General features: G+C 39.1%; 21 protein-coding genes, 1 tRNA gene and 1 other RNA gene. 6 read left to right on the forward strand and 17 right to left on the reverse strand.

Annotated elements, in window-relative coordinates:
* Positions 1-120: 120 nt before the first annotated feature.
* Complete coding sequence (locus DTW91_RS08135; RefSeq protein ID WP_125202897.1) at positions 121-1,224, reverse strand: M14 family zinc carboxypeptidase; 1,104 nt, start codon at positions 1,222-1,224, stop codon at positions 121-123.
* Between the two features lie 342 nt (positions 1,225-1,566).
* On the opposite strand from DTW91_RS08135, the gene DTW91_RS08140 reads away from it, so the two are divergent.
* The 3 genes from DTW91_RS08140 to DTW91_RS08150 all read left to right on the forward strand — a co-directional run bounded on the left by DTW91_RS08140 (position 1,567) and on the right by DTW91_RS08150 (position 3,378).
* Positions 1,567-2,646, forward strand: a complete 1,080-nt coding sequence (locus DTW91_RS08140) for a TerC/Alx family metal homeostasis membrane protein (protein ID WP_125202898.1) — start codon at positions 1,567-1,569, stop codon at positions 2,644-2,646.
* 120 nt (positions 2,647-2,766) lie between these two features.
* Positions 2,767-3,279 carry a helix-turn-helix domain-containing protein gene (locus DTW91_RS08145; protein ID WP_125202899.1) on the forward strand — a complete coding sequence of 171 codons (513 nt, stop codon included), beginning with the start codon at positions 2,767-2,769 and terminating at the stop codon, positions 3,277-3,279.
* Positions 3,280-3,303: 24 nt separating this feature from the next.
* Positions 3,304-3,378: transfer RNA gene (locus DTW91_RS08150), tRNA-Arg, on the forward strand.
* Positions 3,379-3,451: 73 nt separating this feature from the next.
* Here the strand turns inward: DTW91_RS08150 and DTW91_RS08155 are convergent.
* Both DTW91_RS08155 and atpD read right to left on the reverse strand, forming a co-directional pair.
* Complete coding sequence (locus DTW91_RS08155; RefSeq protein ID WP_125202900.1) at positions 3,452-3,733, reverse strand: FoF1 ATP synthase subunit delta/epsilon; 282 nt, start codon at positions 3,731-3,733, stop codon at positions 3,452-3,454.
* Between the two features lie 83 nt (positions 3,734-3,816).
* The gene (gene atpD, locus DTW91_RS08160) at positions 3,817-5,325 is read right to left on the reverse strand and encodes a F0F1 ATP synthase subunit beta (RefSeq protein ID WP_125202901.1); all 1,509 of its coding nucleotides are present in this window, start codon (positions 5,323-5,325) and stop codon (positions 3,817-3,819) included.
* Positions 5,326-5,468: 143 nt separating this feature from the next.
* Between atpD and DTW91_RS08165 the strand changes: the two genes are divergently transcribed.
* Positions 5,469-6,395, forward strand: coding sequence for a bifunctional riboflavin kinase/FAD synthetase (locus DTW91_RS08165; RefSeq protein WP_125202902.1), 927 nt, complete (start codon positions 5,469-5,471; stop codon positions 6,393-6,395).
* On the opposite strand, the gene DTW91_RS08170 is transcribed toward DTW91_RS08165, so the two are convergent.
* The 10 genes from DTW91_RS08170 to DTW91_RS08215 form a co-directional block, all read right to left on the reverse strand.
* A complete protein-coding gene (locus DTW91_RS08170; RefSeq protein WP_125202903.1) occupies positions 6,392-6,745 on the reverse strand; it encodes an MmcQ/YjbR family DNA-binding protein in 354 nt (117 codons plus the stop codon). The genes DTW91_RS08165 and DTW91_RS08170 overlap by 4 nt on opposite strands.
* 7 nt (positions 6,746-6,752) lie before the next feature.
* On the reverse strand, positions 6,753-7,415 hold the full coding sequence (locus tag DTW91_RS08175; protein WP_125202904.1) for a histidine kinase: 663 nt from the start codon (positions 7,413-7,415) through the stop codon (positions 6,753-6,755).
* Positions 7,416-7,500: 85 nt separating this feature from the next.
* Entirely contained in the window at positions 7,501-8,223 is a 723-nt protein-coding gene (gene kdsB / locus DTW91_RS08180) for a 3-deoxy-manno-octulosonate cytidylyltransferase (protein ID WP_125202905.1), read from the reverse strand.
* 2 nt (positions 8,224-8,225) lie between these two features.
* Complete coding sequence (locus DTW91_RS08185) at positions 8,226-8,693, reverse strand: RES family NAD+ phosphorylase (protein ID WP_125202906.1); 468 nt, start codon at positions 8,691-8,693, stop codon at positions 8,226-8,228.
* Positions 8,693-9,163 carry an antitoxin Xre-like helix-turn-helix domain-containing protein gene (locus DTW91_RS08190; RefSeq protein ID WP_125202907.1) on the reverse strand — a complete coding sequence of 157 codons (471 nt, stop codon included), beginning with the start codon at positions 9,161-9,163 and terminating at the stop codon, positions 8,693-8,695. Before DTW91_RS08190 ends, DTW91_RS08185 begins: the two co-directional genes overlap by 1 nt.
* A 62-nt stretch (positions 9,164-9,225) precedes the next feature.
* A complete protein-coding gene (locus DTW91_RS08195) occupies positions 9,226-10,479 on the reverse strand; it encodes a pyridoxal phosphate-dependent aminotransferase (RefSeq protein WP_125202908.1) in 1,254 nt (417 codons plus the stop codon).
* 193 nt (positions 10,480-10,672) lie between these two features.
* Entirely contained in the window at positions 10,673-12,385 is a 1,713-nt protein-coding gene (locus DTW91_RS08200; RefSeq protein ID WP_125202968.1) for a phospho-sugar mutase, read from the reverse strand.
* A 32-nt stretch (positions 12,386-12,417) separates the two neighbouring features.
* Entirely contained in the window at positions 12,418-13,119 is a 702-nt protein-coding gene (locus DTW91_RS08205; protein ID WP_125202909.1) for a GIN domain-containing protein, read from the reverse strand.
* A gap of 28 nt (positions 13,120-13,147) precedes the next feature.
* Positions 13,148-14,101 carry a glycosyltransferase family 2 protein gene (locus DTW91_RS08210; protein WP_125202910.1) on the reverse strand — a complete coding sequence of 318 codons (954 nt, stop codon included), beginning with the start codon at positions 14,099-14,101 and terminating at the stop codon, positions 13,148-13,150.
* Between the two features lie 48 nt (positions 14,102-14,149).
* The gene (locus tag DTW91_RS08215) at positions 14,150-14,737 is read right to left on the reverse strand and encodes a DUF4199 domain-containing protein (RefSeq protein ID WP_125202911.1); all 588 of its coding nucleotides are present in this window, start codon (positions 14,735-14,737) and stop codon (positions 14,150-14,152) included.
* Between the two features lie 145 nt (positions 14,738-14,882).
* On the opposite strand from DTW91_RS08215, the gene ffs reads away from it, so the two are divergent.
* Positions 14,883-14,980: signal recognition particle sRNA small type (gene ffs, locus DTW91_RS08220), an RNA gene on the forward strand.
* 72 nt (positions 14,981-15,052) lie between these two features.
* On the opposite strand, the gene DTW91_RS08225 is transcribed toward ffs, so the two are convergent.
* From DTW91_RS08225 to DTW91_RS08240, 4 genes are all read right to left on the reverse strand, one after another.
* The gene (locus tag DTW91_RS08225; RefSeq protein WP_125202912.1) at positions 15,053-15,736 is read right to left on the reverse strand and encodes a metal-dependent hydrolase; all 684 of its coding nucleotides are present in this window, start codon (positions 15,734-15,736) and stop codon (positions 15,053-15,055) included.
* Between the two features lie 198 nt (positions 15,737-15,934).
* Positions 15,935-16,516: a Fic family protein gene (locus DTW91_RS08230; protein WP_125202913.1), complete on the reverse strand. Its 582-nt coding sequence runs from the start codon at positions 16,514-16,516 to the stop codon at positions 15,935-15,937.
* An 83-nt stretch (positions 16,517-16,599) separates the two neighbouring features.
* On the reverse strand, positions 16,600-17,529 hold the full coding sequence (menA, locus tag DTW91_RS08235) for a 1,4-dihydroxy-2-naphthoate octaprenyltransferase (protein ID WP_125202914.1): 930 nt from the start codon (positions 17,527-17,529) through the stop codon (positions 16,600-16,602).
* 83 nt (positions 17,530-17,612) lie between these two features.
* Complete coding sequence (locus DTW91_RS08240) at positions 17,613-18,449, reverse strand: 1,4-dihydroxy-2-naphthoyl-CoA synthase (RefSeq protein ID WP_125202915.1); 837 nt, start codon at positions 18,447-18,449, stop codon at positions 17,613-17,615.
* Positions 18,450-18,700: 251 nt separating this feature from the next.
* Here DTW91_RS08240 and DTW91_RS08245 point away from each other — a divergent pair, with 251 nt between their 5' ends.
* The gene (locus DTW91_RS08245) at positions 18,701-19,516 is read left to right on the forward strand and encodes a GIN domain-containing protein (protein WP_125202916.1); all 816 of its coding nucleotides are present in this window, start codon (positions 18,701-18,703) and stop codon (positions 19,514-19,516) included.
* Positions 19,517-19,540: the final 24 nt, after the last annotated feature.

Below are 19,540 nucleotides of genomic sequence, written 5' to 3' on the forward strand. Positions count from 1 at the left end.
TTTTGAGTAAGATTGTTCATTTATTTAATTATTTGATAATCAATTAAATATACGGATTTCTATCCAATTGAACAATCTCTTTTTTATTTAATTCCTAAATGCACAACAGGTAAAATAAATCTATTCTATTCTGAAATCTACCACAGCATCCAATTTTGGAAACTTCGTCGTCGAAATGAATTTTTTGTTGCTACAATCGATTTCCTTCCAACCTTTTTTATGGCTAAGATCACCAACTTCAGCCACATACGGCTGATAAGTCAGATTTTTGTTTTTATCTACTATTTCCTTGTATTGTACCGCAATATCCAAAATGGACTCGAACGCTGTATTGAGTTTTACATTTCTATAAATCAGATCAAAGTGAGTTTCCTTATTTTGTGGAATATCAAAATAAATTTCGTAGTTGCACGTGTCACCTTTTAGCAAAGCCATTGCTTTTAAAGCCAAATACAGCGCTTGTGTGTAATATTGCCTCGTTATTTTTCTGTCTAAGTCGTTCTCATAAAACCCGCCCTCAAATAATACGGATGGTATCCCGGCTTTCATAAAATTGTCGCCGCAGGATGTTGGATAGAATTCGTCGGTATAGGTTGCAATTCTATTGGGCAAGATTTGTCTCATTTGGGTATAAATTGCTGCAATTACGGCCATGCTTTTTTTTCGGTTCTCCGTAATATCTCGTTCCGCATTTTCTGAAGGAGCCAAAAAAGATAAAGTAGCCGGATGGACACCGTCTGTTGAAAAGATGCTTCTTTGATCGTGAAGATTCAGTAAATAAGAATAATTTCCATTAAGCACCACAGATTTCAGGACCCGCATCTCTATGCTCGAGTCTCTGATAAAATCTCTGTTGATGTCGATATCGTAAGCATTTCGTCTGGTCCAATTCTCCGAGCCATCCGGGTTCAGCATAAAAATAAAATCAAGCTGAATCAGTTCCCAAAGATCCTCACGCAGTCCCGGATGTTTTTCAAAAATCGTCAGCAAATCCAAAATCGCCAAGGTGGCCGTAGACTCGTTACCGTGCATCTGAGACCAGCCGGCTACTTTTGTCTCGCCATTTCCTAAGGTCATCATATAAATCGGTTTTCCCAAACTCGATTGTCCGACCTCTTTGACACAATCGCTGTAATCCTTTTGTAAATAAGAAAACAATTTTTCGGGCAAAATATAGCGTTCCGGAAAATTTTGATTTGCGCAATAAGGAAACGTATCGATCATTGTGGCTGCTTTTTAATCTTTCACAAAATTAAGATTTTAATATAATAATAGATGTTTACATTTGTAACATTATTAAACATATTAGAATGTCACTTTGTCGGTTGATTATTTTGTGAATTGCAAAGTTCTTAAAATAATTATTCAAATATTTATATATCAGTTAATTATAAATTTTATTTAAAGTTTAATTTTGATGTTACTTTAAGTGATGAATGAAGGCTCTATGAGCAATTGTTTGTTCGATGATTAAACATTTTCTTGATGTTTTAAAGACGGTATTTTACAATTGTATAATTCTTTTTATTCTAATAATTTGCTTATTTTTGTCGTAATAATTTACCGATGAGCAACGAGATTTTTTACCTTTCAGGATTCCTAATATTTATTTTTACACTCCTTCTACTCGATTTAGGCGTATTCAATAAAAAAGATGCAGCCGTATCTTTGCAGCAAGCGGGATTAATGAGCGTCCTGGTTATACTGATATCTCTTGGATTTTATATTTTAATAACTTATTTTGGTCATCACATCCATGGGATCGACAGTATGGAGCGCCTGCAGGAGATCGTAAAGAAGCATCAGCATCCTATTAAAATCATACCCGGTAATCTGGAGCACAGCATTATGCTCTACGATAAAAATCTGGGACTGGAGTACCTTACAGGATATGTTGTAGAATACGCCCTTTCCATCGATAATATTTTTGTAATTCTTTTGGTTTTCAGTGCGTTTGGCGTAGCACCGAGAAATTATCACCGTGTCTTGTTCTGGGGAATATTTGGAGCCATAGTGATGAGATTTTTGTTCATTTTTGTAGGCGCAGCTTTGATCCAGCGGTTTGAATGGATCATGTATATCTTCGGCGCATTCCTTGTCTATACAGGTATCAAAATGTATATCGACAGAAATAAACACGAAAAAATAGACCCACAAAACCATCCCGTGGTCAAATTTGCGCAGAAGCATTTCAACGTGCATAACCGCTTCGTGGGCAACAAATTTTTTGTAGTGAAAGATGGCGTAAGGAAAATGACGCCATTATTTTTGGTTCTTATCATCATAGAATTTACGGATTTGATCTTCGCAGTAGACAGTATTCCTGCCATATTCTCGATTACCAAAGACCCTTACATTGTTTTCTTTTCCAACATTTTTGCAATTATTGGCTTAAGATCGATGTTCTTCCTCTTGGCAGGAATTGTGGATAAATTTCGATTCCTCAAAGTTGGCTTGGCCGTACTCCTCACCTTTATAGGGCTCAAGATGATTTTCGAACATTATTTGGAAAATATCGGATTTGGAACCTCGCACTCGTTAATTGTTATTGTTTCAATTCTCTTGGTCAGTATGATTGCTTCACTTCTGTTCCCTGATAAGAAAGTGGCGCGAAAGCGTAAAAATCTTAACGATGGACTAAACTAACGATCCATTTTCGTAAGCTTTTCAAATAGTTCCTAGCACTAAAAGACTGTTGACAAAAGTAAACTTTAAAAGATTACAATTGTAGTTCATAATTTAGTTCTAATGTATTACATTTGTAAAATGGAATTTAGTGAGAGGATTAAAAAAATAATCGAACATTCGAAATTGTCGCCGGCAGAATTTGCCGAAGAGATTGGCGTGCAGCGTTCGAGCATCTCCCATATTATCTCCGGGCGCAACAAGCCTTCCTTAGATTTTATCACCAAAATAAAAACAGCGTTTCCGCAATTCCATTGGGATTGGCTCATTACAGGGGAAGGCGCCATGCTGAATACCGATGATCCACCCGAGGTGAATAATGATAAAACGCAAATTTCCGAAAAGAAGAAAGCTTCGTTGCCCAGTCTTTTCTCCTTGATAGATGATGAAAATTTCGGAAAAGAACCAGACACATCGGCATCGGCAAGAACTGATAATCCTCCAGAATCCAATAATGCTGACACTAATGGGGAAAATAAAATTTTATCCGATTCTCAGCCATCAGAAAACTACGCGGACAAATCCCATTCTAAAGTTATTAAAAGAATTGTGTTCTTTTATGGCGATGGCACTTTTGAGACTTACGAAAATTGACTAATTTTGCATCTTTGATATTTTGGTCTCATAGTTCAACGGATAGAATAGAAGTTTCCTAAACTTTTGATCCAAGTTCGATTCTTGGTGAGACCACCAACTACCGCAATCGTACGACTAAAAAATCCTGAAAATTTCTTTTCAGGATTTTGATATTGTAAGGATAAATTGTTTATTCGCAAAGGATAATTCCATTGTTTCTGCTAAATTCTAAAACCCCATTTTTGATCTCGTAGGAATAAGCGTTTTTGGTTTCTGTTTCCTTGGTAAGATATTTTTCGAAAGCCGCATTTACCTTGTCTGTATAGATTTTCACTTTTCCGCCCACCAAAGAAGAGACGATTGCCGCGTGGTTTTTAAATATCTGAAATTGCCCGCTTTTGCCAGGGACAAGAATCGAATCTACTTCGCCTTCGAAGATCACGAATTCCGGGGTTAAAATTTTTATATTCATTTTTATGAAATTATAAATTGTAGATTTTTAATTATAAATTATTGAAATTCAGTATAAAATCTAAATTTAAGATTTAAAATTTCTTAAGCGTTTTCAGCCAACAATTTTTCTCCTGCTTCTATCGCTTCTTCGATGGTTCCTTTTAAGTTGAAAGCCGATTCCGGATACTTATCCAGTTCGCCGTCGATAATCATGTTAAAGCCTTTGATGGTATCTTTGATATCCACCAAGGATCCTTTGATACCCGTAAACTGCTCTGCCACGTGGAAAGGCTGCGACAAGAATCTTTGAACTTTTCTGGCTCTGTAAACGACCAATTTATCTTCCTCAGAAAGTTCTTCCATACCGAGGATCGCGATGATATCCTGCAACGCTTTGTAGCGCTGGAGAATTTCTTTTACTCTTTGAGCACAATCGTAATGTTCGTTTCCAATGATTTCCGGCGCCAATATTCTGGAAGTAGATGCCAACGGATCTACCGCAGGATAAATACCCAATGAAGCAATCTTTCTGTCCAAAACAGTCGTCGCATCCAAGTGAGCAAAGGTTGTCGCCGGCGCGGGATCCGTTAAATCATCTGCTGGCACGTAAACGGCTTGCACTGAAGTGATGGAACCGTTTTTTGTAGAAGTGATCCGCTCCTGCATCGCACCCATCTCGGAGGCCAATGTCGGCTGATAACCTACCGCAGAAGGCATACGGCCGAGAAGTGCAGACACCTCGGAACCGGCCTGTGTAAAACGGAAGATGTTATCTACGAAGAAAAGTACATCTCTACCTTGTCCGCTTTCGCCACCATCTCTATAATATTCTGCCAAAGTAAGACCAGAAAGTGCGACCCTCGCTCTTGCGCCAGGCGGCTCATTCATCTGTCCGAAAACGAATGCAGCTTTCGAATCTTTCATTTCTTCCATATCTACTTTGGAAAGATCCCAGCCTCCATTTTCCATAGAGTGCATAAACTCGGCGCCGTATTTGATAATGCCAGATTCCAGCATCTCTCTCAAAAGGTCGTTTCCCTCTCTCGTTCTCTCGCCTACACCCGCAAATACCGATAGTCCGCCGTGGCCTTTAGCGATATTGTTGATTAATTCTTGGATCAAAACGGTTTTTCCAACACCTGCTCCTCCAAACAACCCGATTTTTCCGCCTTTTGCATAAGGCTCGATAAGGTCGATAACTTTGATGCCTGTAAAAAGTACTTCTGCCGAGGTCGTCAATTGGTCAAATTTTGGTGCATCTCTGTGAATGGGCAAACCGCCTTCTTTGGATAAGTTCTTAAGACCGTCTATCGCATCACCCACCACATTGAACAGACGCCCGTTGATGCCTTCTCCAATCGGCATTGTGATTTGCTCTCCTGTTCCAAGAACTTCCTGTCCTCTTTGGAGACCGTCGGTAGCATCCATTGCAATACATCTTACCACATCTTCGCCGATGTGCTGCTCCACCTCCAAAATCACTTTCTCTCCGTTGGATTTAGTGATTTCCAAAGCTTCATAGATGTTTGGTAATTGTTCAACTTCATCAAAGACTACATCGATAACCGGTCCAATAATTTGTGAAATTTTTCCTTTAATTTGGATTGCCATTACTAAATTTTTACTTGTGCGCAAAGATAATAAAAGTTTGTGTATCTGCATTGCCAGAAAAAAGATTTTTATCATATTTGCATTACCCTTAGCAACCTCAATTTCGGTATATTTTTGCCCGAAATATCAAAAAAATTCAGCCATTGAAAATCATCAGCGATTTTAATAATTATCACGCAAATACGCCTTTGGCATTATCCTTAGGAATGTTCGACGGCGTACATCTCGGGCATCGATCGATCATCAATACTTTAAACGAGATTGCAGAGAAAGAAAATCTGGAATCTGCGATACTCAGTTTCTGGCCGCATCCGAGAAAATTCCTCAATCCCGATGACGATGTCAAAATGCTGACGACCTTAGACGAAAAAATAGAGTTGCTGGCGAAAAGCGGGATCCGAAATCTCTTCCTCAAAACCTTTGATGAAGAGTTCAGAAACCTGACCGGGATTGAATTTTGCAAACAAATATTGGCGGACAAACTTCATGTGAAGCACCTCATTATTGGCTACGACCATACTTTTGGAAAGAATAAAAGTGGAAATTATGAGTTGCTGCAATCGTTATCTTCCGAGTTGGGTTTTAAAGTGAATCAATTAGAAGCTGTGGAATTCGACAATCTGAACATCAGTTCGACAAAAATTCGGCACGCACTTTGGGAAGGGCGGATCGCCGATGCAAATAAAATGTTGGGTTACCACTATCCCTTAACGGGAAAAGTCGTCCACGGCAGGAATCTTGGAAAAAAAATAGGCTATCCGACGGCCAATCTCGATGTGCCGGCGGATAAACTGCTTCCAAAAAGTGGCGCCTACATCGTAGAAGTTTGGATCGAAAACACATTCTACAAAGGAATGCTGAGCATCGGGACCAATCCCACGATTGATAATTCAAATAAAACGTTAAGCACCGAAGTTTATATTCTGGATTTCGATGAGGATATTTACGACCAAGCCATCACAGCGAAATTTCGAGAATTCCTTCACGACGAAATCAAATTTGAAAGCGTGGAAAAACTGATCCAAAGACTAGATCAAGATAAAAAATTGACTGGAGAATTTCAATTTTAAGCATTATTAATGTCTTCCCGCATCTTCTTGGTCAAAGATTTGAATACCAAATCATAAGAATGATCGATTAATTTAAAGATCAAATCCGGTTTCAGTCCTTCGCAAGTGACTGAATTCCAATGCATTTTATTCAAATGAAAAGCGCCTTCTATTTGCGGATATTTTTCCCGCAGTTCTTCGCTCCATTCAGGATTGGCCTTTGCAGAAAAGTTCACAGGCTGTTTTTCTAAAGAAATCAAAAGAAACATCTTTCCGCCCACTTTGAAAACCAAGGTTTCCAGATCAAAAGGAAAATCCTCCGTCACCGCTTTTTTTTCTAAGCAATATGTCCGGATCTCTTCGATTTCCATTACCAATTTAGAATTTAAAGGTGTTCTTCGGTAATTCTTTATTAATTTCTATCTTGCTGATAGTCATTACATAATCACTATCTTTCTTCGGCGAAGACGATTCGATTCTGAAAGACATTAGCAGATTTCCAACCTTTCTGTAATCGGAATAAGTCAATATCTCGTCTTTTTTGATTTCCCTAAACAGCATATAATTCTTGGTGTCAAAATAATAAATCGTTTTGTTCACATTCTTTGTGAGCTCCACTTTGAAATAATACTGCTCTCCTATTTTTTCGCGGCCTAAAAATTTGGCCTCAAAACCCTTATTTTCCCAATCGATAAAGTCGTTATCGAAACTTTCGGGAACATAATCGTTGTATTTCTGCAGTTTATTTTGAGCATAGTTCATTCCGTAGCCGTTTTTACCATCGTAGCCTTCCACCGGCATTTCTTTTCCACCGACGATCATTGCGGTTTTGCTGAGATTCGGCCGTTGCTGATAGATTCTTATCGCATATTCGTCGTTGATTCCCAGCGTTACCCTGCCTTGGATCTGAACGGTATTGAGAAGCTTCCAATTGGTAAGGCCACCAGAATTTTCGATGTTTTTGTCGATGATTTCTTTGGCGGTTTGGGCGCTTAGGAAATGAGAAAGTAAAACCGCAAAAAGGATGATAACATTTTTCATTCAAAAATATTGGGATTTCAAAGATAAGTTTTTTCTGCTCTTATCAAATTTTTGAAACTGATAAATTCCGAAAAATATTTACATATTAGATCAATCGTTTCGCCCGCTCCAGATCTTCGGGCGTATCGATCCCAACGCCAACGAAATCCGTTTCTACAAGCTTGATCTTCATCCCGTTTTCCAAATATCGGATGCATTCTATTCGCTCCGAAATTTCTAAAGGCGACATTTCCATGGAAGCGAATCTCAGCAAAGCCTCCTTGCGGAACGCATACACACCGACATGCTTGTAGTACTGCACATCATCGGCCAGATCCCGATGAAATGGGATGACCGAACGGCTAAAATACAAAGCAAAACCACTTTTGTCTGTAATAACTTTGACGTTATTCGGATTCTGAATTTCGGCCAAATCATTCAACTTGATTTTCAAAGACGCCAAAGAAATTTGCTGCGCATGATCCTCCGAAAAAACCTCAATAAGCTGCCTCAATGGTTCTTTTTTGAGGAAAGGCTCGTCACCCTGAACGTTGATGACGATATCACAATCGATATCTTTCACCGCTTCGGCAATTCGGTCGCTTCCGGTCTCGTGCTGACCTGTCATTACAGCTTTTCCGCCATTCTTCGAGATTTCATCAAAAATAATTTCGGAATCCGTGGCAACAAAAACTTCATCAAACAAACCTGTTTCCACCACGTTTTGATAAGTCGTAGAAATTACCGTTTTATTGCCCAAAACCTCCATCAGTTTTCCGGGAAATCTTGTAGAATTATAGCGTGCAGGGATTACCGCAATGACTTTCATAATTATTTATATTCCTTAATGATTTCCTCTAATCTTTGATCCGGGATAAAGTTCAGAACCTCAATTAATTTCACTTTTTTAAAATCCTTATGATAAGTGTTGATCACCATATTATAGTTCTCCGGAACCACTGCAGACGGCACTTTCAAACCAAGATGAATGCCCTCGTCAAACCAAATGTTTCCTATCGCTTGGCATTCCTTGTAGCTACGGAAATCCCTCCAGTCCGATGGCAATTGGAGGGTTTCTACTGTCGTATGAGAAAAATTGTTTGGTAGTTTGATGACCATAATTCTGAAATCAAAATTAAATCCAAAACCTTTGCGGTACGCCATCGTTTCCAGATAGGCCAGCGAAATACTTTCTGCGGCGTAGATTACTTTTTTGCCTTCCGAGTTCCATCGGCCTTCCAATCCGCTTGCAAACAGCGAATTCGAATATTTTTTGTGTACAATTCTATAAACCAGCATCAGACGGGATAGCCTTGTGCCAATTTTTCTAGCTCTGCAGAGACAAGATCGACACCTCCCGACGTTCTAATCAAATCAATCGGTTTTTCTTCGGAATTCCAAAAAGGACGATTCATCCATAAATTAAAATCTTCCAAAGACCCCAAAACTTCTTTGCCTAAACTGTAAAGATTGATTAGCTTCAAAAGATGCTCGCTGTAATTTGGATCTAGGTATTTTTCTTGATCGCGGTAATTGCTAATCGTCCTAGGGGAAAGATTAATGAGAGAAGCCAGCAATTTCTCGGGCATTTTGATGGCATCGGCTAAGGAGTAAAAAACCTCTGTCCTTACGCCTTCTCTCGCTTTTTTGATGAGAGAATATTCGTCTTTGATGGCAAGGTTTCCAAATATCTTTTGCGTTCCGTAAAGTGCTTGTGGTTCGGCAACTTTATTGCTTTCTTGGTTTTTTTTGTTTCTATATGGAGCCATTTTACTTTCTTTTCCCCAAAGGTAGTATTTTTTCCATTACAAAAACGAATTTTTTCAAATTTTTAAAACAATTTTTTCAACGAGGCCTCCAGATTGGGTAGGCAATCTTTGATATCGCCTAACGAACAGCCGCCAACAGAAGCCCGAAACCAAGGCACCGACTTGCCATTCCCGAATGCCGAAAAAGGAACCAGCGCCACTCCAGCATCATTAATAAGATAAAAAACAAGATCGGTAGAATTTTCTAAAACCTTCCCCTCCGGCGTTCTTTTACCCAGATAATCGATCTTGATTGTCAAATAAAGCGCGCCCATCGGCGAAATACTCTCCACAGCAAAACCTTTGGCTTTCAAATTCTGAATTCCCAAATGAAGTTCTTTTAAACTCGTATTCAATTTTCCTTTATAATCCTGCAGGAACGTATCCACCGCCGAATCGTTCGCCAAAAACTCGGCAACCGCTTCCTGTTCCGGCTTCGGAGCCCAAGCGCCCACGTGTGTCAGCAGCGCTTTCATTTTCTCCACGACCAGACTCGGCCCAAATCCCCAACCTACTCTCACGCCCGTTGCAGCAAAACATTTAGAGGTTCCGTCTACAAAGATTGTATAATCTTGCATTTTAGGGAATAGGCTTACAGGATTGTAATGTTCCGACCCGAAAGTTAGCATGGCGTAAATCTGATCGTACATCAAGTAAAGCGGTTTTTCATCCTCGCCTCTTCTGCTATTTTCTTCTAAAACCAATTCACAAATGTCCGACAATTGTTCTTTGGTGAACATCGTTCCGGTAGGATTTAGCGGAGAGCAAAGGCAAAGCAGAACTGCGCCATCCAAATGTGGTCGCAAATCATCTGCAGTGGGTAAGAAATTATTGGACTCTTGCGTCTGCACTTCCACAGCATTTGCGTTGGTCAAATAAGCATAATGATTGTTGTTCCACGAAGGAATTGGATAGATTACTTTATCGCCCGCGTCAACAATTGTTTTAAAAATCGCATAAATCAATGGTCTGGAACCGGCTGTTATCAGAATATCATCTGCAGAATAATTCAAATCCCAACGCTTCTTAAGATCGTGGCTCACCGAAGTTCTCAAAGATTGCAAACCGTTTGCCGGAGGGTAATTCGTAAGATTATTGTTGTAGGCTTTGCGGATTCCTTCTTTCAAATCTCCGGGAATTGGATAAATATTAGAATTAAGATCGCCGATGGTGAGATTCGAGATTTGTGCGCCCTTCGCCTTGAGATCATTCACTTCATTTCCTATTTTGATGATCTCCGAACCAATAAGGTTGGATGCGAGCTTTGATACTTTCACTATTTACTTTTTTTGATTTTTTTAAACCTGGATTTGTATTTCTTGTTTTGATATAATTTACAAAAGTCTTAAATGTAACCCATTAATTCAAAATTTATGACAAAAAAATTCTCAAAACTAAAAATGTTTAAAGGATTGAGAATTTTAAATTAAAAATATTTGGCTTTATCGGTCTATCAAATAAAATTTTCCATTACAAGTTCAGATCTTTCTCTACAACCTGAATCTTGTCTTTCAATTGAGGTAGTTTCGCAACAAAATCCTGCTCTGAAGAGATTGAATCTTTGACAGAAACATAAAATTTAATCTTCGGTTCAGTTCCCGAAGGCCGCACGCAAACCTTGGTTCCGTCTTGAGTGTAATAGATTAATACATTGGACTTTGGAATGTCATCCATTACTTTTTTCTCATTTTGGGAAACCACAAAACAAGTTTGCTCTTTGAAATCTTTTATTTCTTCAACTGGAGATCCCGCGATTTCTTTCGGAGGATTTTCACGGAAGTTTTTCATCATTTCCTCGATTTCTTCGGCGCCAGTTCTTCCCTTTTTCACCACATTGATCAAGCCTTCATAATACAGTCCCACTTCCTTATAAATGTCGATCAGATATTGATACATTGTTGTTCCGTTGGCTTTGCACCACGCGGCGATCTCGCAAGCCGTCAAGATAGAGCCGCAAGAATCCTTGTCGCGCACGAAGTCTCCGGTCATAAATCCGAAACTTTCTTCGCCGCCGCAAATGAATTTTTCGCGGCCTTCAAAATCGCGAATCATCTTCCCAATCCATTTGAAACCCGTCAGGCCAACTTTGCAATCCACACCGAATTTCTTCGCAATATCAAAGAAAATATCAGACGTCACGATCGTAGAACCGATGAATTCCTTTCCGGTGATTTTCCCCGCTTTTTTCCATTGGTCTAAAATATAATAAGTCAAAATCGTATTGCATTGATTTCCATTCAATAGCTGAATGTCACCATCAAGATTTCTCACTGCTATTCCCAGCCGGTCGCCGTCGGGATCTGTTCCGATTACGATGTCTGCATTCGTAATTCGAGCTAAATCAGTCGCCATTTCCAATGCTGCCGGCTCTTCCGGATTTGGCGATTTTACCGTTGGGAAATTCCCGCTCGGGATCATTTGCTCGCGAACCAAATCCAGCTTGGTGAAACCTGCTTTTTTCAAGGCTTTGGGAACAGTGGTATAAGTTGTTCCGTGGATGGAGGTGAAAACGATGTTGAGATTGTCTCTGCCAACATTCTGATAAAGAGAGTTTTCCATACAAGCATCGATGTAAACATCATCTTGTTCTTCGCCAATCCATTCTATCAGGTCATCATTGCCGTTGAATTTGACATCCTCAAATTTGGTTTGATAAACTTCTCTGATGATGTTTTCGTCATTGGGTGGCACTATTTGTGCGCCGTCGTCCCAATAAACCTTGTAACCATTATATTCTGGCGGATTGTGAGAAGCCGTCAAAACGATACCGGCATTGCATTTTTTGTTGCGAACAGTGAAGGACAATTCGGGCGTAGGCCGGTGGTCTTTGAACAGCAGAACTTTGATGCCGTTGGCCGTCAAAACATCGGCAACAATTTTTCCGAATTCCTTAGAATTATGCCTTACATCATAAGCAATAGCCACTTTGATTTCTTGATTGGGGAACTGCTGATGAAGATAATTGGCAAGTCCTTGCGTCGCTTGCCCCAAAGTATATTTATTAAGACGATTGGTCCCCACGCCCATTACACCGCGCATTCCGCCGGTTCCGAACTCTAATTCTCTATAAAAAGAATCTTCCAAGTCTGGCGAATTGGAGTCGATTAAAGTTTGAACAGCATTTCTTGTTTCTTCGTCAAATGTTTCGGAAAGCCAAAGTTTTGCTTTTTCTAAGGTTGATATTGTATCTGACATTGCGATTGATTTTTGTTTTATTAATTAAGGTCTTTCTTCACGATGCTTGCCTTTTCTGTGATTTTCAGTTTTTTCGAAGGATTTCCGTAATAAATCAGTTTTGCAGTATTTCCAATTTTACCTTTGATTTCTTCATCCACATTCAGTTCTGCATAATTGCCGTTCTCGGAATCGATTTCCAAATCTTTGATGTACCAATAAGGCGAGATAATGCTTGCGGTATCTCTGATGCTCAGCTTGGCCAAAGTCGTTTTCCCGCGCAGATTAGCGCGGCTTTTGTTCAGCATTTCAATCGTCGAATTTTCAGAAATCACCGATCCTATAAATTTAGCATTATCTTTCAAATGGAGTGAGAAATTTTGCATATTCATTTGGCTTGAGATATTAAGTTCCACAGAATCAGATAGTTTAATATCATCAAAAGCATTTTTTGCGTAGATGGTAATATTATAAAAATCGACTTTTTCTGTGGGGCTTTTTTCAGAGATTGAAAGGGTTTTATTGACGACTTGGATTATCAGATTGTCAAAAATATTTGGATATGTTTCCACATTTACAAAATTGTGAGGGCTTTGCACATAAAATACTCGGAATTTCCCTTTCAAATCAAGTTTTGAAAACTCGGCCAGCTCGACATCTTTCGATTGGATTTCGCCTTTCGGCGCCACTTTGCTGCAGGAAACAGCTGTGAGAATAAGAATTAAATAAAATAGATTTTTCATTAGATTATAATTTACCAAATTACCACATTTAAATCAATTCCTCGATATGATAATTCTTCTGTTCGCGATTGGTTCGGATGATGAGTTCGCCCAAAAAGCCGCCAACAAAGAGTAAGCTGCCAAGAATCATCATCGTCAAAGCTATAAAAAACCAAGGATTATTGGCAAGCAGATTTCCATAAATTTTGTATGCGTACACATCGATCAACTTCGAAATCCCCAACCAAAGTGCCGATAAAAATCCGATGACGAACATCAAAGTGCCTGCTGCACCAAAAAAATGCATCGGTCTGCCGCCAAACCGGCTGACAAACCAAAGCGTTATCAAATCCAAAAATCCGCGAATAAATCTTTCGGTTCCGAACTTCGACGTTCCGTAAGGTCTTGCCTGATGCTGAACCGGCTTTTCCGTGATATTCCTGAAACCAGCATTAGCCGCCAAAACCGGAATGTAGCGGTGCATATCGCCGTAAACATCGATGGATTTTACGACTTGCTTCTTGTAAGCTTTCAGCCCGCAATTAAAATCGTGGAGCGAAACGCCGGAAACTTTTCGGGCAGCCAAATTGAATAATTTGGAAGGTATATTCTTGGTCATCACGTTGTCGAACCGCTTCTTTTTCCAGCCCGAAACGATGTCGTAATTTCCTACTTTTACCATTTCGTAAAGCTCGGGAATTTCTTCCGGAAAATCCTGTAGATCTGCATCCATTGTGATGATCACATCGCCGTTTGCTTTCTCAAAAGCCGCATGAAGTGCCTGCGATTTGCCATAGTTTTTGGAAAATCTTATGCCGTGGATCTGCGGATTTTGAAGCTTAAGATTCTCGATGATGGACCAAGAAAGATCGGTACTTCCGTCATCCACAAACCAAACTTCGTACGACAGTTTGCTGGCTTTGCAGACCGCTGCAATCCTATTGAAGAGCTCTTCCAGAGAGTCCTGCTCGTTGAGTAATGGGATGATGATGGAGAGATTCATTGATTATGGTTTAAAATTTTGAATTAATGATTTCGAAGCTTTATTAAGCTATTCGTAGCGCTTTTTGTTTTTCAAAAATCCGGCGATGACAATCGATAAAAGTAAATAAAAAAGCAAAAAACCGCCAAAAATTCCGGACATATATCTAAAAGAAAAATAATTCCGATCTTCCTTCATTGCTGTTTCTCTTGCCAGTTTTGCACCTTTGTAGTTGTCTTCCAGTTCTCTGACCTTGCTTTGGTCTTTTTGATTCAATGCCTCACCTCTCAACTTCGCGTACGATTGATCCAGATTATCGAGTTCGGTCTGGATGTATTGGTGGTTTAGCAAATCTCTGGCATCTGTATCGGCATAATTCAGAAAAGCAAAAATCGAAAGCACGGATAATAATCCGCCTGTGAAAAGTGTTATAAAACATTGTTTAAATGCCTGAGGATAAGTAATATATTTTCCCCGTCTTAACCAATAAGTTGAAGCAAATCCAGCGACCGCGTACAAGAAGGTCATCCCAAATGCGTTGACTTGCATTGTGGTGCTCCAATAGTTGGCATTGGCAAAGAAATAATAGACGATGAAGAAAGCCAGCATCGTTGCTAAATACAAACCAAAGCCCCAAGCAAGCGGATTTTTTGTCATAAATAATATTTTACTAGTTCAGAGTTTAGAGTTTTTTACGAAGATTTTGAAACTTTTCATAATAGCACTCAGTGGTTTAAAGCCGTTTAATAAGCTGTAAATCTTTTTTCTTTTCTCTTTTCCCTTAATTTTTTTATCTTTGCACCGGCAAGTCCTAAACAACCAGCTCCTGAAAATCCTCCAGGGTGGGAACGCAGCAAAGGTAATCGGTTGTAGCGGTGTGATTTAGGTAGCTTGCCATTTTTTATTTTTTTAAGTTAAGAGATTAAGCGATATTCAAATTTTTGAAATTACTTAATCTCTTAATTTTTTTGTTTAAAATTCAAATTCCTGTCCCAATTCCGGTAACGTGAATTCGATATTCTTGTCAGCAAAATGCTTCTTGGCTTCGTCGTGATCGATTTTAATTGCCGGAAATGTATCGAAATGGCAACCAATCACTTTCGGCGTTTTCAATAATTCTGATGCAGCAAACGCGGCTTTGCGAGGGCACATCGTATAGTTTTTCCCAACGGGAAGGATCGACCAATCTAAATTCCCAAAAACCTGTGGAAACAAACTCATTTCGGCAGTCACGCCCGTATCTCCCGCCAAATAAAGGTTGCGCCCGTCTGCAAATCTGAAAATATAGCCGGATGCCAATCCGCCGTAAGAACCGTCCGGAAAGGAGCTGGTGTGCAATGCGGGAACGATAGAAATCTTTAAATTTTCAATCTTCACAGAACCGCCGAAATTGAGATCCATACTATTTGGATGTTTGAAATAGCCGCAGATCTCCGGCTGAGCAATGACGGCGGCATCAGGATGATTTTCCAGGACTTCTTTCACGTCGGCAGTATGATCGAAATGGGCGTGGGTAATGAGCACGTAATCGATTTTTTGCGCGCTAATGTCGAATCCTGATTTGTCTTTCTGAAAATTATAAAAAGGATCAGAAAGGATAGTTTTTCCGTTGTACGTGAACAAAAAACAGTTTTGTCCCAAAAATTTTATTTTCATTTTATGATTGATTTTTTGTTAAAAAAAATATTATACATTTGTTATATGAAATTTTTTGAAAAATATCCTTCTCTTAATCAGAAAGAAACGCTTATGAGCTTATTGGAAAAAAACCTGTACGCGACGATGATATTGGAAAACCAAAAAGTTTCAAGAGCAAAAATAAAAAAAATTGTTGCGGATATTTTAGATAAAAAATCAAAAAGCAACAAGGTTTTCTTCAATTAATTCATATAATTCGTGGAAATTTCCTTCGTCTGCATTTTGTAAAGCGCTAATGTAGATTTTTCTACTGTCACCTGCTCTGTGATAAAGCTCGATGGGTCTGAAACCGAATTTCATTGATACTATATTTAATATTAATCTCGCCATTCTGCCGTTTCCGTTATTAAATGGATGGATTTTCACAAATTCATAATGGGCAAATATTAAGCAATCAATAATATCTTTCTTATTTGCCGCTGAAGCAATTAAACCATCTAAATTATCAAAAAATTGATACATAATATTAGGAAATTTTTTGAAAGAGGGCGGTTGAAGCTTGCCTACAGCAACATCTATTTTTCTCCATTTGCCTGCCCAATCATAAAGTTCGCCAAACGCAATTTTGTGCAGTTTTAAAATTAATTCGGAATCAATTTTATCATCAATATCTAATTGATAAATTTCCAATTCTGCCAATCCCACACCTTTTGCTTCATATTCATTAAGCAAGTCTTTATCTGTGATTCCCAGTAAATTTTCATCCGGAAAAGGCGTCCAATTGGTATTACTATCCATACAAAAAACAGTTTTGTCCCAAAAATTTTAGTTTCATTTTTTTCTTTTTTTTTAAAATTTAAAATCGCAAAAAAAGTTTATTTTTAATTAAAATAGTTCAATCCAAAAGCCACCAAAATACTCATTACCAATGTAATGATTCCCACTTGTTTCAGAAAAGGATCGAGTTCTTTTGGTTCTTTTACTTCCATCATTTTTCTGCGCAAAGACATCAGCGGAAATACCATAACAAAAAATATAAATGCATAATAGTTTCCTTGTTTTTGCAAACCATTGATCATCATATAAATTAAAACCAAAATAGGCGGAAGCATCAAAATAATCATTTCATAGACCATTGCATTTTTGAAACCCAATCTTATTGCCAAAGTTTTTTTCCCAGATTTCGCATCACTTTCTATATCTCGCATATTGTTGAGATTAAGGACTGCTGCGCTCAAAAAACCTACTGCCGTTGCGGGCAAAAATATGTCCCAATCCAATGTTTTTGTAAACAGAAAATAACTGCCGCAAACCGAAACCAATCCGAAAAAGATGAACACAAAAATATCGCCCAAACCTAGATAACCGTAAGGTTTTTTCCCGACGGTGTATCCAATGGATGCCAAAATAGACGCAATTCCCAATCCGATGAAGATCCAAAATTCTTTGGCATAATCGGGATAAAATGCGAGATACAACAATGCCACTGTTGCCAAAAAAGATAGGATTGAAAATAAAATAACGGCGTTTCGCATTTGTTTTTCAGAAATTTTGCCAGACGCTACGGCTCTTTGCTCGGCTTCTCCTATTCTATTATGGTCGGTCCCCTTGATGCCATCGCCGTAATCATTGGCAAAGTTGGAAAGGATTTGATAGAGCAAAGTCACAAGAAGTGCCAAAGCAAAAATCCGCCAATCCCAAAAACCGCCATCTTGAGAAATCCGCCATCTGGCGATAAAAGAACCCATAATAATTCCGCTGATTGAGAGCGGTAAAGTTCGCAGTCGAGCTGCTTTTATCCAATCGATCATTTTAGTTGTTGGTTGCTGGTTGCGGGTGATTGGTCAATACTTTCAGAAAACTGACAACTATCAACCAAAAACCTTCAAAAAAATTAAGAAATCCACTGATTTTCCCCGAAATTTGGTTTTCGTTTTTCCAAAAAGGCATTTCTACCCTCTTTTGCTTCCTCCGTCATATATGCCAATCGTGTGGCTTCGCCGGCAAAAATCTGTTGCCCCACCATTCCGTCGTCTGTTAGATTCATAGCGAATTTCAGCATTCTGATGGAAGTTGGAGATTTTGCAAGGATTTCTTGCGCCCATTCGTAGGCAGTGTCTTCCAATTCTGCGTGCGGAACTACGGCGTTTACCATTCCCATTTCTGCGGCTTCTTTTGCAGAATAATTTTTACCCAATAAGAAAATTTCTCTTGCTTTTTTCTGCCCCACCATTTTGGCTAAATAAGCAGAACCGTAGCCCCCGTCGAAGCTCGTCACATCGGCATCGGTTTGTTTGAAAATGGCGTGTTCTGAGCTTGCCAAAGTCAAATCGCAAACCACGTGCAGCGAATGTCCTCCGCCTACTGCCCATCCGTTTACCACGGCAATTACCACTTTGGGCATAAATCTGATGAGACGCTGCACTTCTAAAATATTCAGCCGATGCCTGCCATCTTCGCCCACGTAACCTTGGTGTCCACGCGCTTTTTGGTCACCTCCACTGCAGAAAGCGTGTCCGCCATCTTTGGGACTTGGGCCTTCGCCGGTGAGTAGTACAACGCCGATGGAAGCATCTTCGTAAGCGTCATAAAAAGCATCGTAAAGTTCTGAGGTAGTTTTTGGTCGGAAAGCGTTGCGAACTTCCGGTCTGTTGATCGCGATTCTGGCGACGCCATTAGATTTTTTGTAGGTAATATCTTCGTATTCTTTCACGGTTTTCCAGTCTGCCATTTTTTGAAAATTTAGATTGTAAATATACACACAATTGATGGTGTTTCAAAGAAATTCTGCCGATGGAGTGAGGTTGAAATATGACCTCAATTATAGTCTTCTTTTTTTATAGAATCTACGAGCGGGTATTTTTTTTCAAACGCAATGATATTTTCGTAATTTCGAGAACGGATTTATGAAGACAAAATTTACAATAATATCCATCAAAATGTCTTTCTAAGGCATAAATCACAACTTCAAAAAATTATCATATGAAAATTAAACTTTTATCTCTAATTTTTGCAACTTCACTAATCCAGTTTTCTTGTATAAAATCAAAAGCAAGTAGCGCCGGGGGGATGTTTCCGAATCTGATTTCAGAAGGCGGAAAGGGCGAAGTAATCGAGAAATCTTATCTTATGAACTTTGATGAGCTGAAAATTTCGACTGCTTTGAAGGCAGAAGTTTTCAAAGCTGATGAGGAAAAAATTGTGGTTTATGCGCCTTCGGACTTGATGAAATATGTAGTGGTGAAACAAAATGGGCAAGCGGTACAAATCAAAATTGACAATACAAATTTTAAAAATATTTCTACAGACCGAATCAAAATTAAGGTTTATGCTAAAGATTTTGATCATTTGGCAGCAAATTCCGGCGCAAGTATTGATTTGAAAGATAATTTTTATTTTTCCAATCTGGACGTTCATATTTCCAGTTCAGGAACAATCAAAGGACATATCTATGGCGCAAATATTAATATGGAAGCATCCAGCAGCGGAGAATATGATGGGGAAGTCCTTGCCAAGAATCTTCATTTGATGTGTTCGTCTTCCGCCGGCATCGATATCAAAGGGAAATCCGACAGTATCGATGTAGAAGCGTCATCTTCCGGCGACGTGAATGCTGAAAATTTCACTGCAGAAAGTGCGGTTCTTGCAACGTCATCTTCGGCGGATATTACCATCGGCGTTAGCAAAAGCGTATCAGCAAGCGCCTCGTCAAGCGGCGATATCAAAATAATCAAACGTGGAAACCTTGCGGAAATCACAAAAAATGAAAGCAGTTCGGGGTCTGTATCGATTCTGTAAATTTTCCTAAAATCCGATGAATTG

The sequence above is a fragment of the Chryseobacterium sp. SC28 genome (assembly GCF_003932955.1).
GTDB lineage: Bacteria > Bacteroidota > Bacteroidia > Flavobacteriales > Weeksellaceae > Epilithonimonas.

What these genes read in the sequence shown, in the direction of transcription:
- DTW91_RS08135 (WP_125202897.1), bottom strand. Translation starts at nt 1,224, where the DNA reads ATGATCGATACGTTTCCTTATTGCGCAAATCAAAATTTTCCGGAACGC.
- DTW91_RS08140 (WP_125202898.1), top strand. Translation starts at nt 1,567, where the DNA reads ATGAGCAACGAGATTTTTTACCTTTCAGGATTCCTAATATTTATTTTT.
- DTW91_RS08145 (WP_125202899.1), top strand. Translation starts at nt 2,767, where the DNA reads ATGGAATTTAGTGAGAGGATTAAAAAAATAATCGAACATTCGAAATTG.
- DTW91_RS08155 (WP_125202900.1), bottom strand. Translation starts at nt 3,733, where the DNA reads ATGAATATAAAAATTTTAACCCCGGAATTCGTGATCTTCGAAGGCGAA.
- atpD (WP_125202901.1), bottom strand. Translation starts at nt 5,325, where the DNA reads ATGGCAATCCAAATTAAAGGAAAAATTTCACAAATTATTGGACCGGTT.
- DTW91_RS08170 (WP_125202903.1), bottom strand. Translation starts at nt 6,745, where the DNA reads ATGGAAATCGAAGAGATCCGGACATATTGCTTAGAAAAAAAAGCGGTG.
- DTW91_RS08175 (WP_125202904.1), bottom strand. Translation starts at nt 7,415, where the DNA reads ATGAAAAATGTTATCATCCTTTTTGCGGTTTTACTTTCTCATTTCCTA.
- kdsB (WP_125202905.1), bottom strand. Translation starts at nt 8,223, where the DNA reads ATGAAAGTCATTGCGGTAATCCCTGCACGCTATAATTCTACAAGATTT.
- DTW91_RS08185 (WP_125202906.1), bottom strand. Translation starts at nt 8,693, where the DNA reads ATGCTGGTTTATAGAATTGTACACAAAAAATATTCGAATTCGCTGTTT.
- DTW91_RS08190 (WP_125202907.1), bottom strand. Translation starts at nt 9,163, where the DNA reads ATGGCTCCATATAGAAACAAAAAAAACCAAGAAAGCAATAAAGTTGCC.
- DTW91_RS08205 (WP_125202909.1), bottom strand. Translation starts at nt 13,119, where the DNA reads ATGAAAAATCTATTTTATTTAATTCTTATTCTCACAGCTGTTTCCTGC.
- DTW91_RS08210 (WP_125202910.1), bottom strand. Translation starts at nt 14,101, where the DNA reads ATGAATCTCTCCATCATCATCCCATTACTCAACGAGCAGGACTCTCTG.
- DTW91_RS08215 (WP_125202911.1), bottom strand. Translation starts at nt 14,737, where the DNA reads ATGACAAAAAATCCGCTTGCTTGGGGCTTTGGTTTGTATTTAGCAACG.
- DTW91_RS08225 (WP_125202912.1), bottom strand. Translation starts at nt 15,736, where the DNA reads ATGAAAATAAAATTTTTGGGACAAAACTGTTTTTTGTTCACGTACAAC.
- DTW91_RS08230 (WP_125202913.1), bottom strand. Translation starts at nt 16,516, where the DNA reads ATGGATAGTAATACCAATTGGACGCCTTTTCCGGATGAAAATTTACTG.
- menA (WP_125202914.1), bottom strand. Translation starts at nt 17,529, where the DNA reads ATGATCGATTGGATAAAAGCAGCTCGACTGCGAACTTTACCGCTCTCA.
- DTW91_RS08240 (WP_125202915.1), bottom strand. Translation starts at nt 18,449, where the DNA reads ATGGCAGACTGGAAAACCGTGAAAGAATACGAAGATATTACCTACAAA.
- DTW91_RS08245 (WP_125202916.1), top strand. Translation starts at nt 18,701, where the DNA reads ATGAAAATTAAACTTTTATCTCTAATTTTTGCAACTTCACTAATCCAG.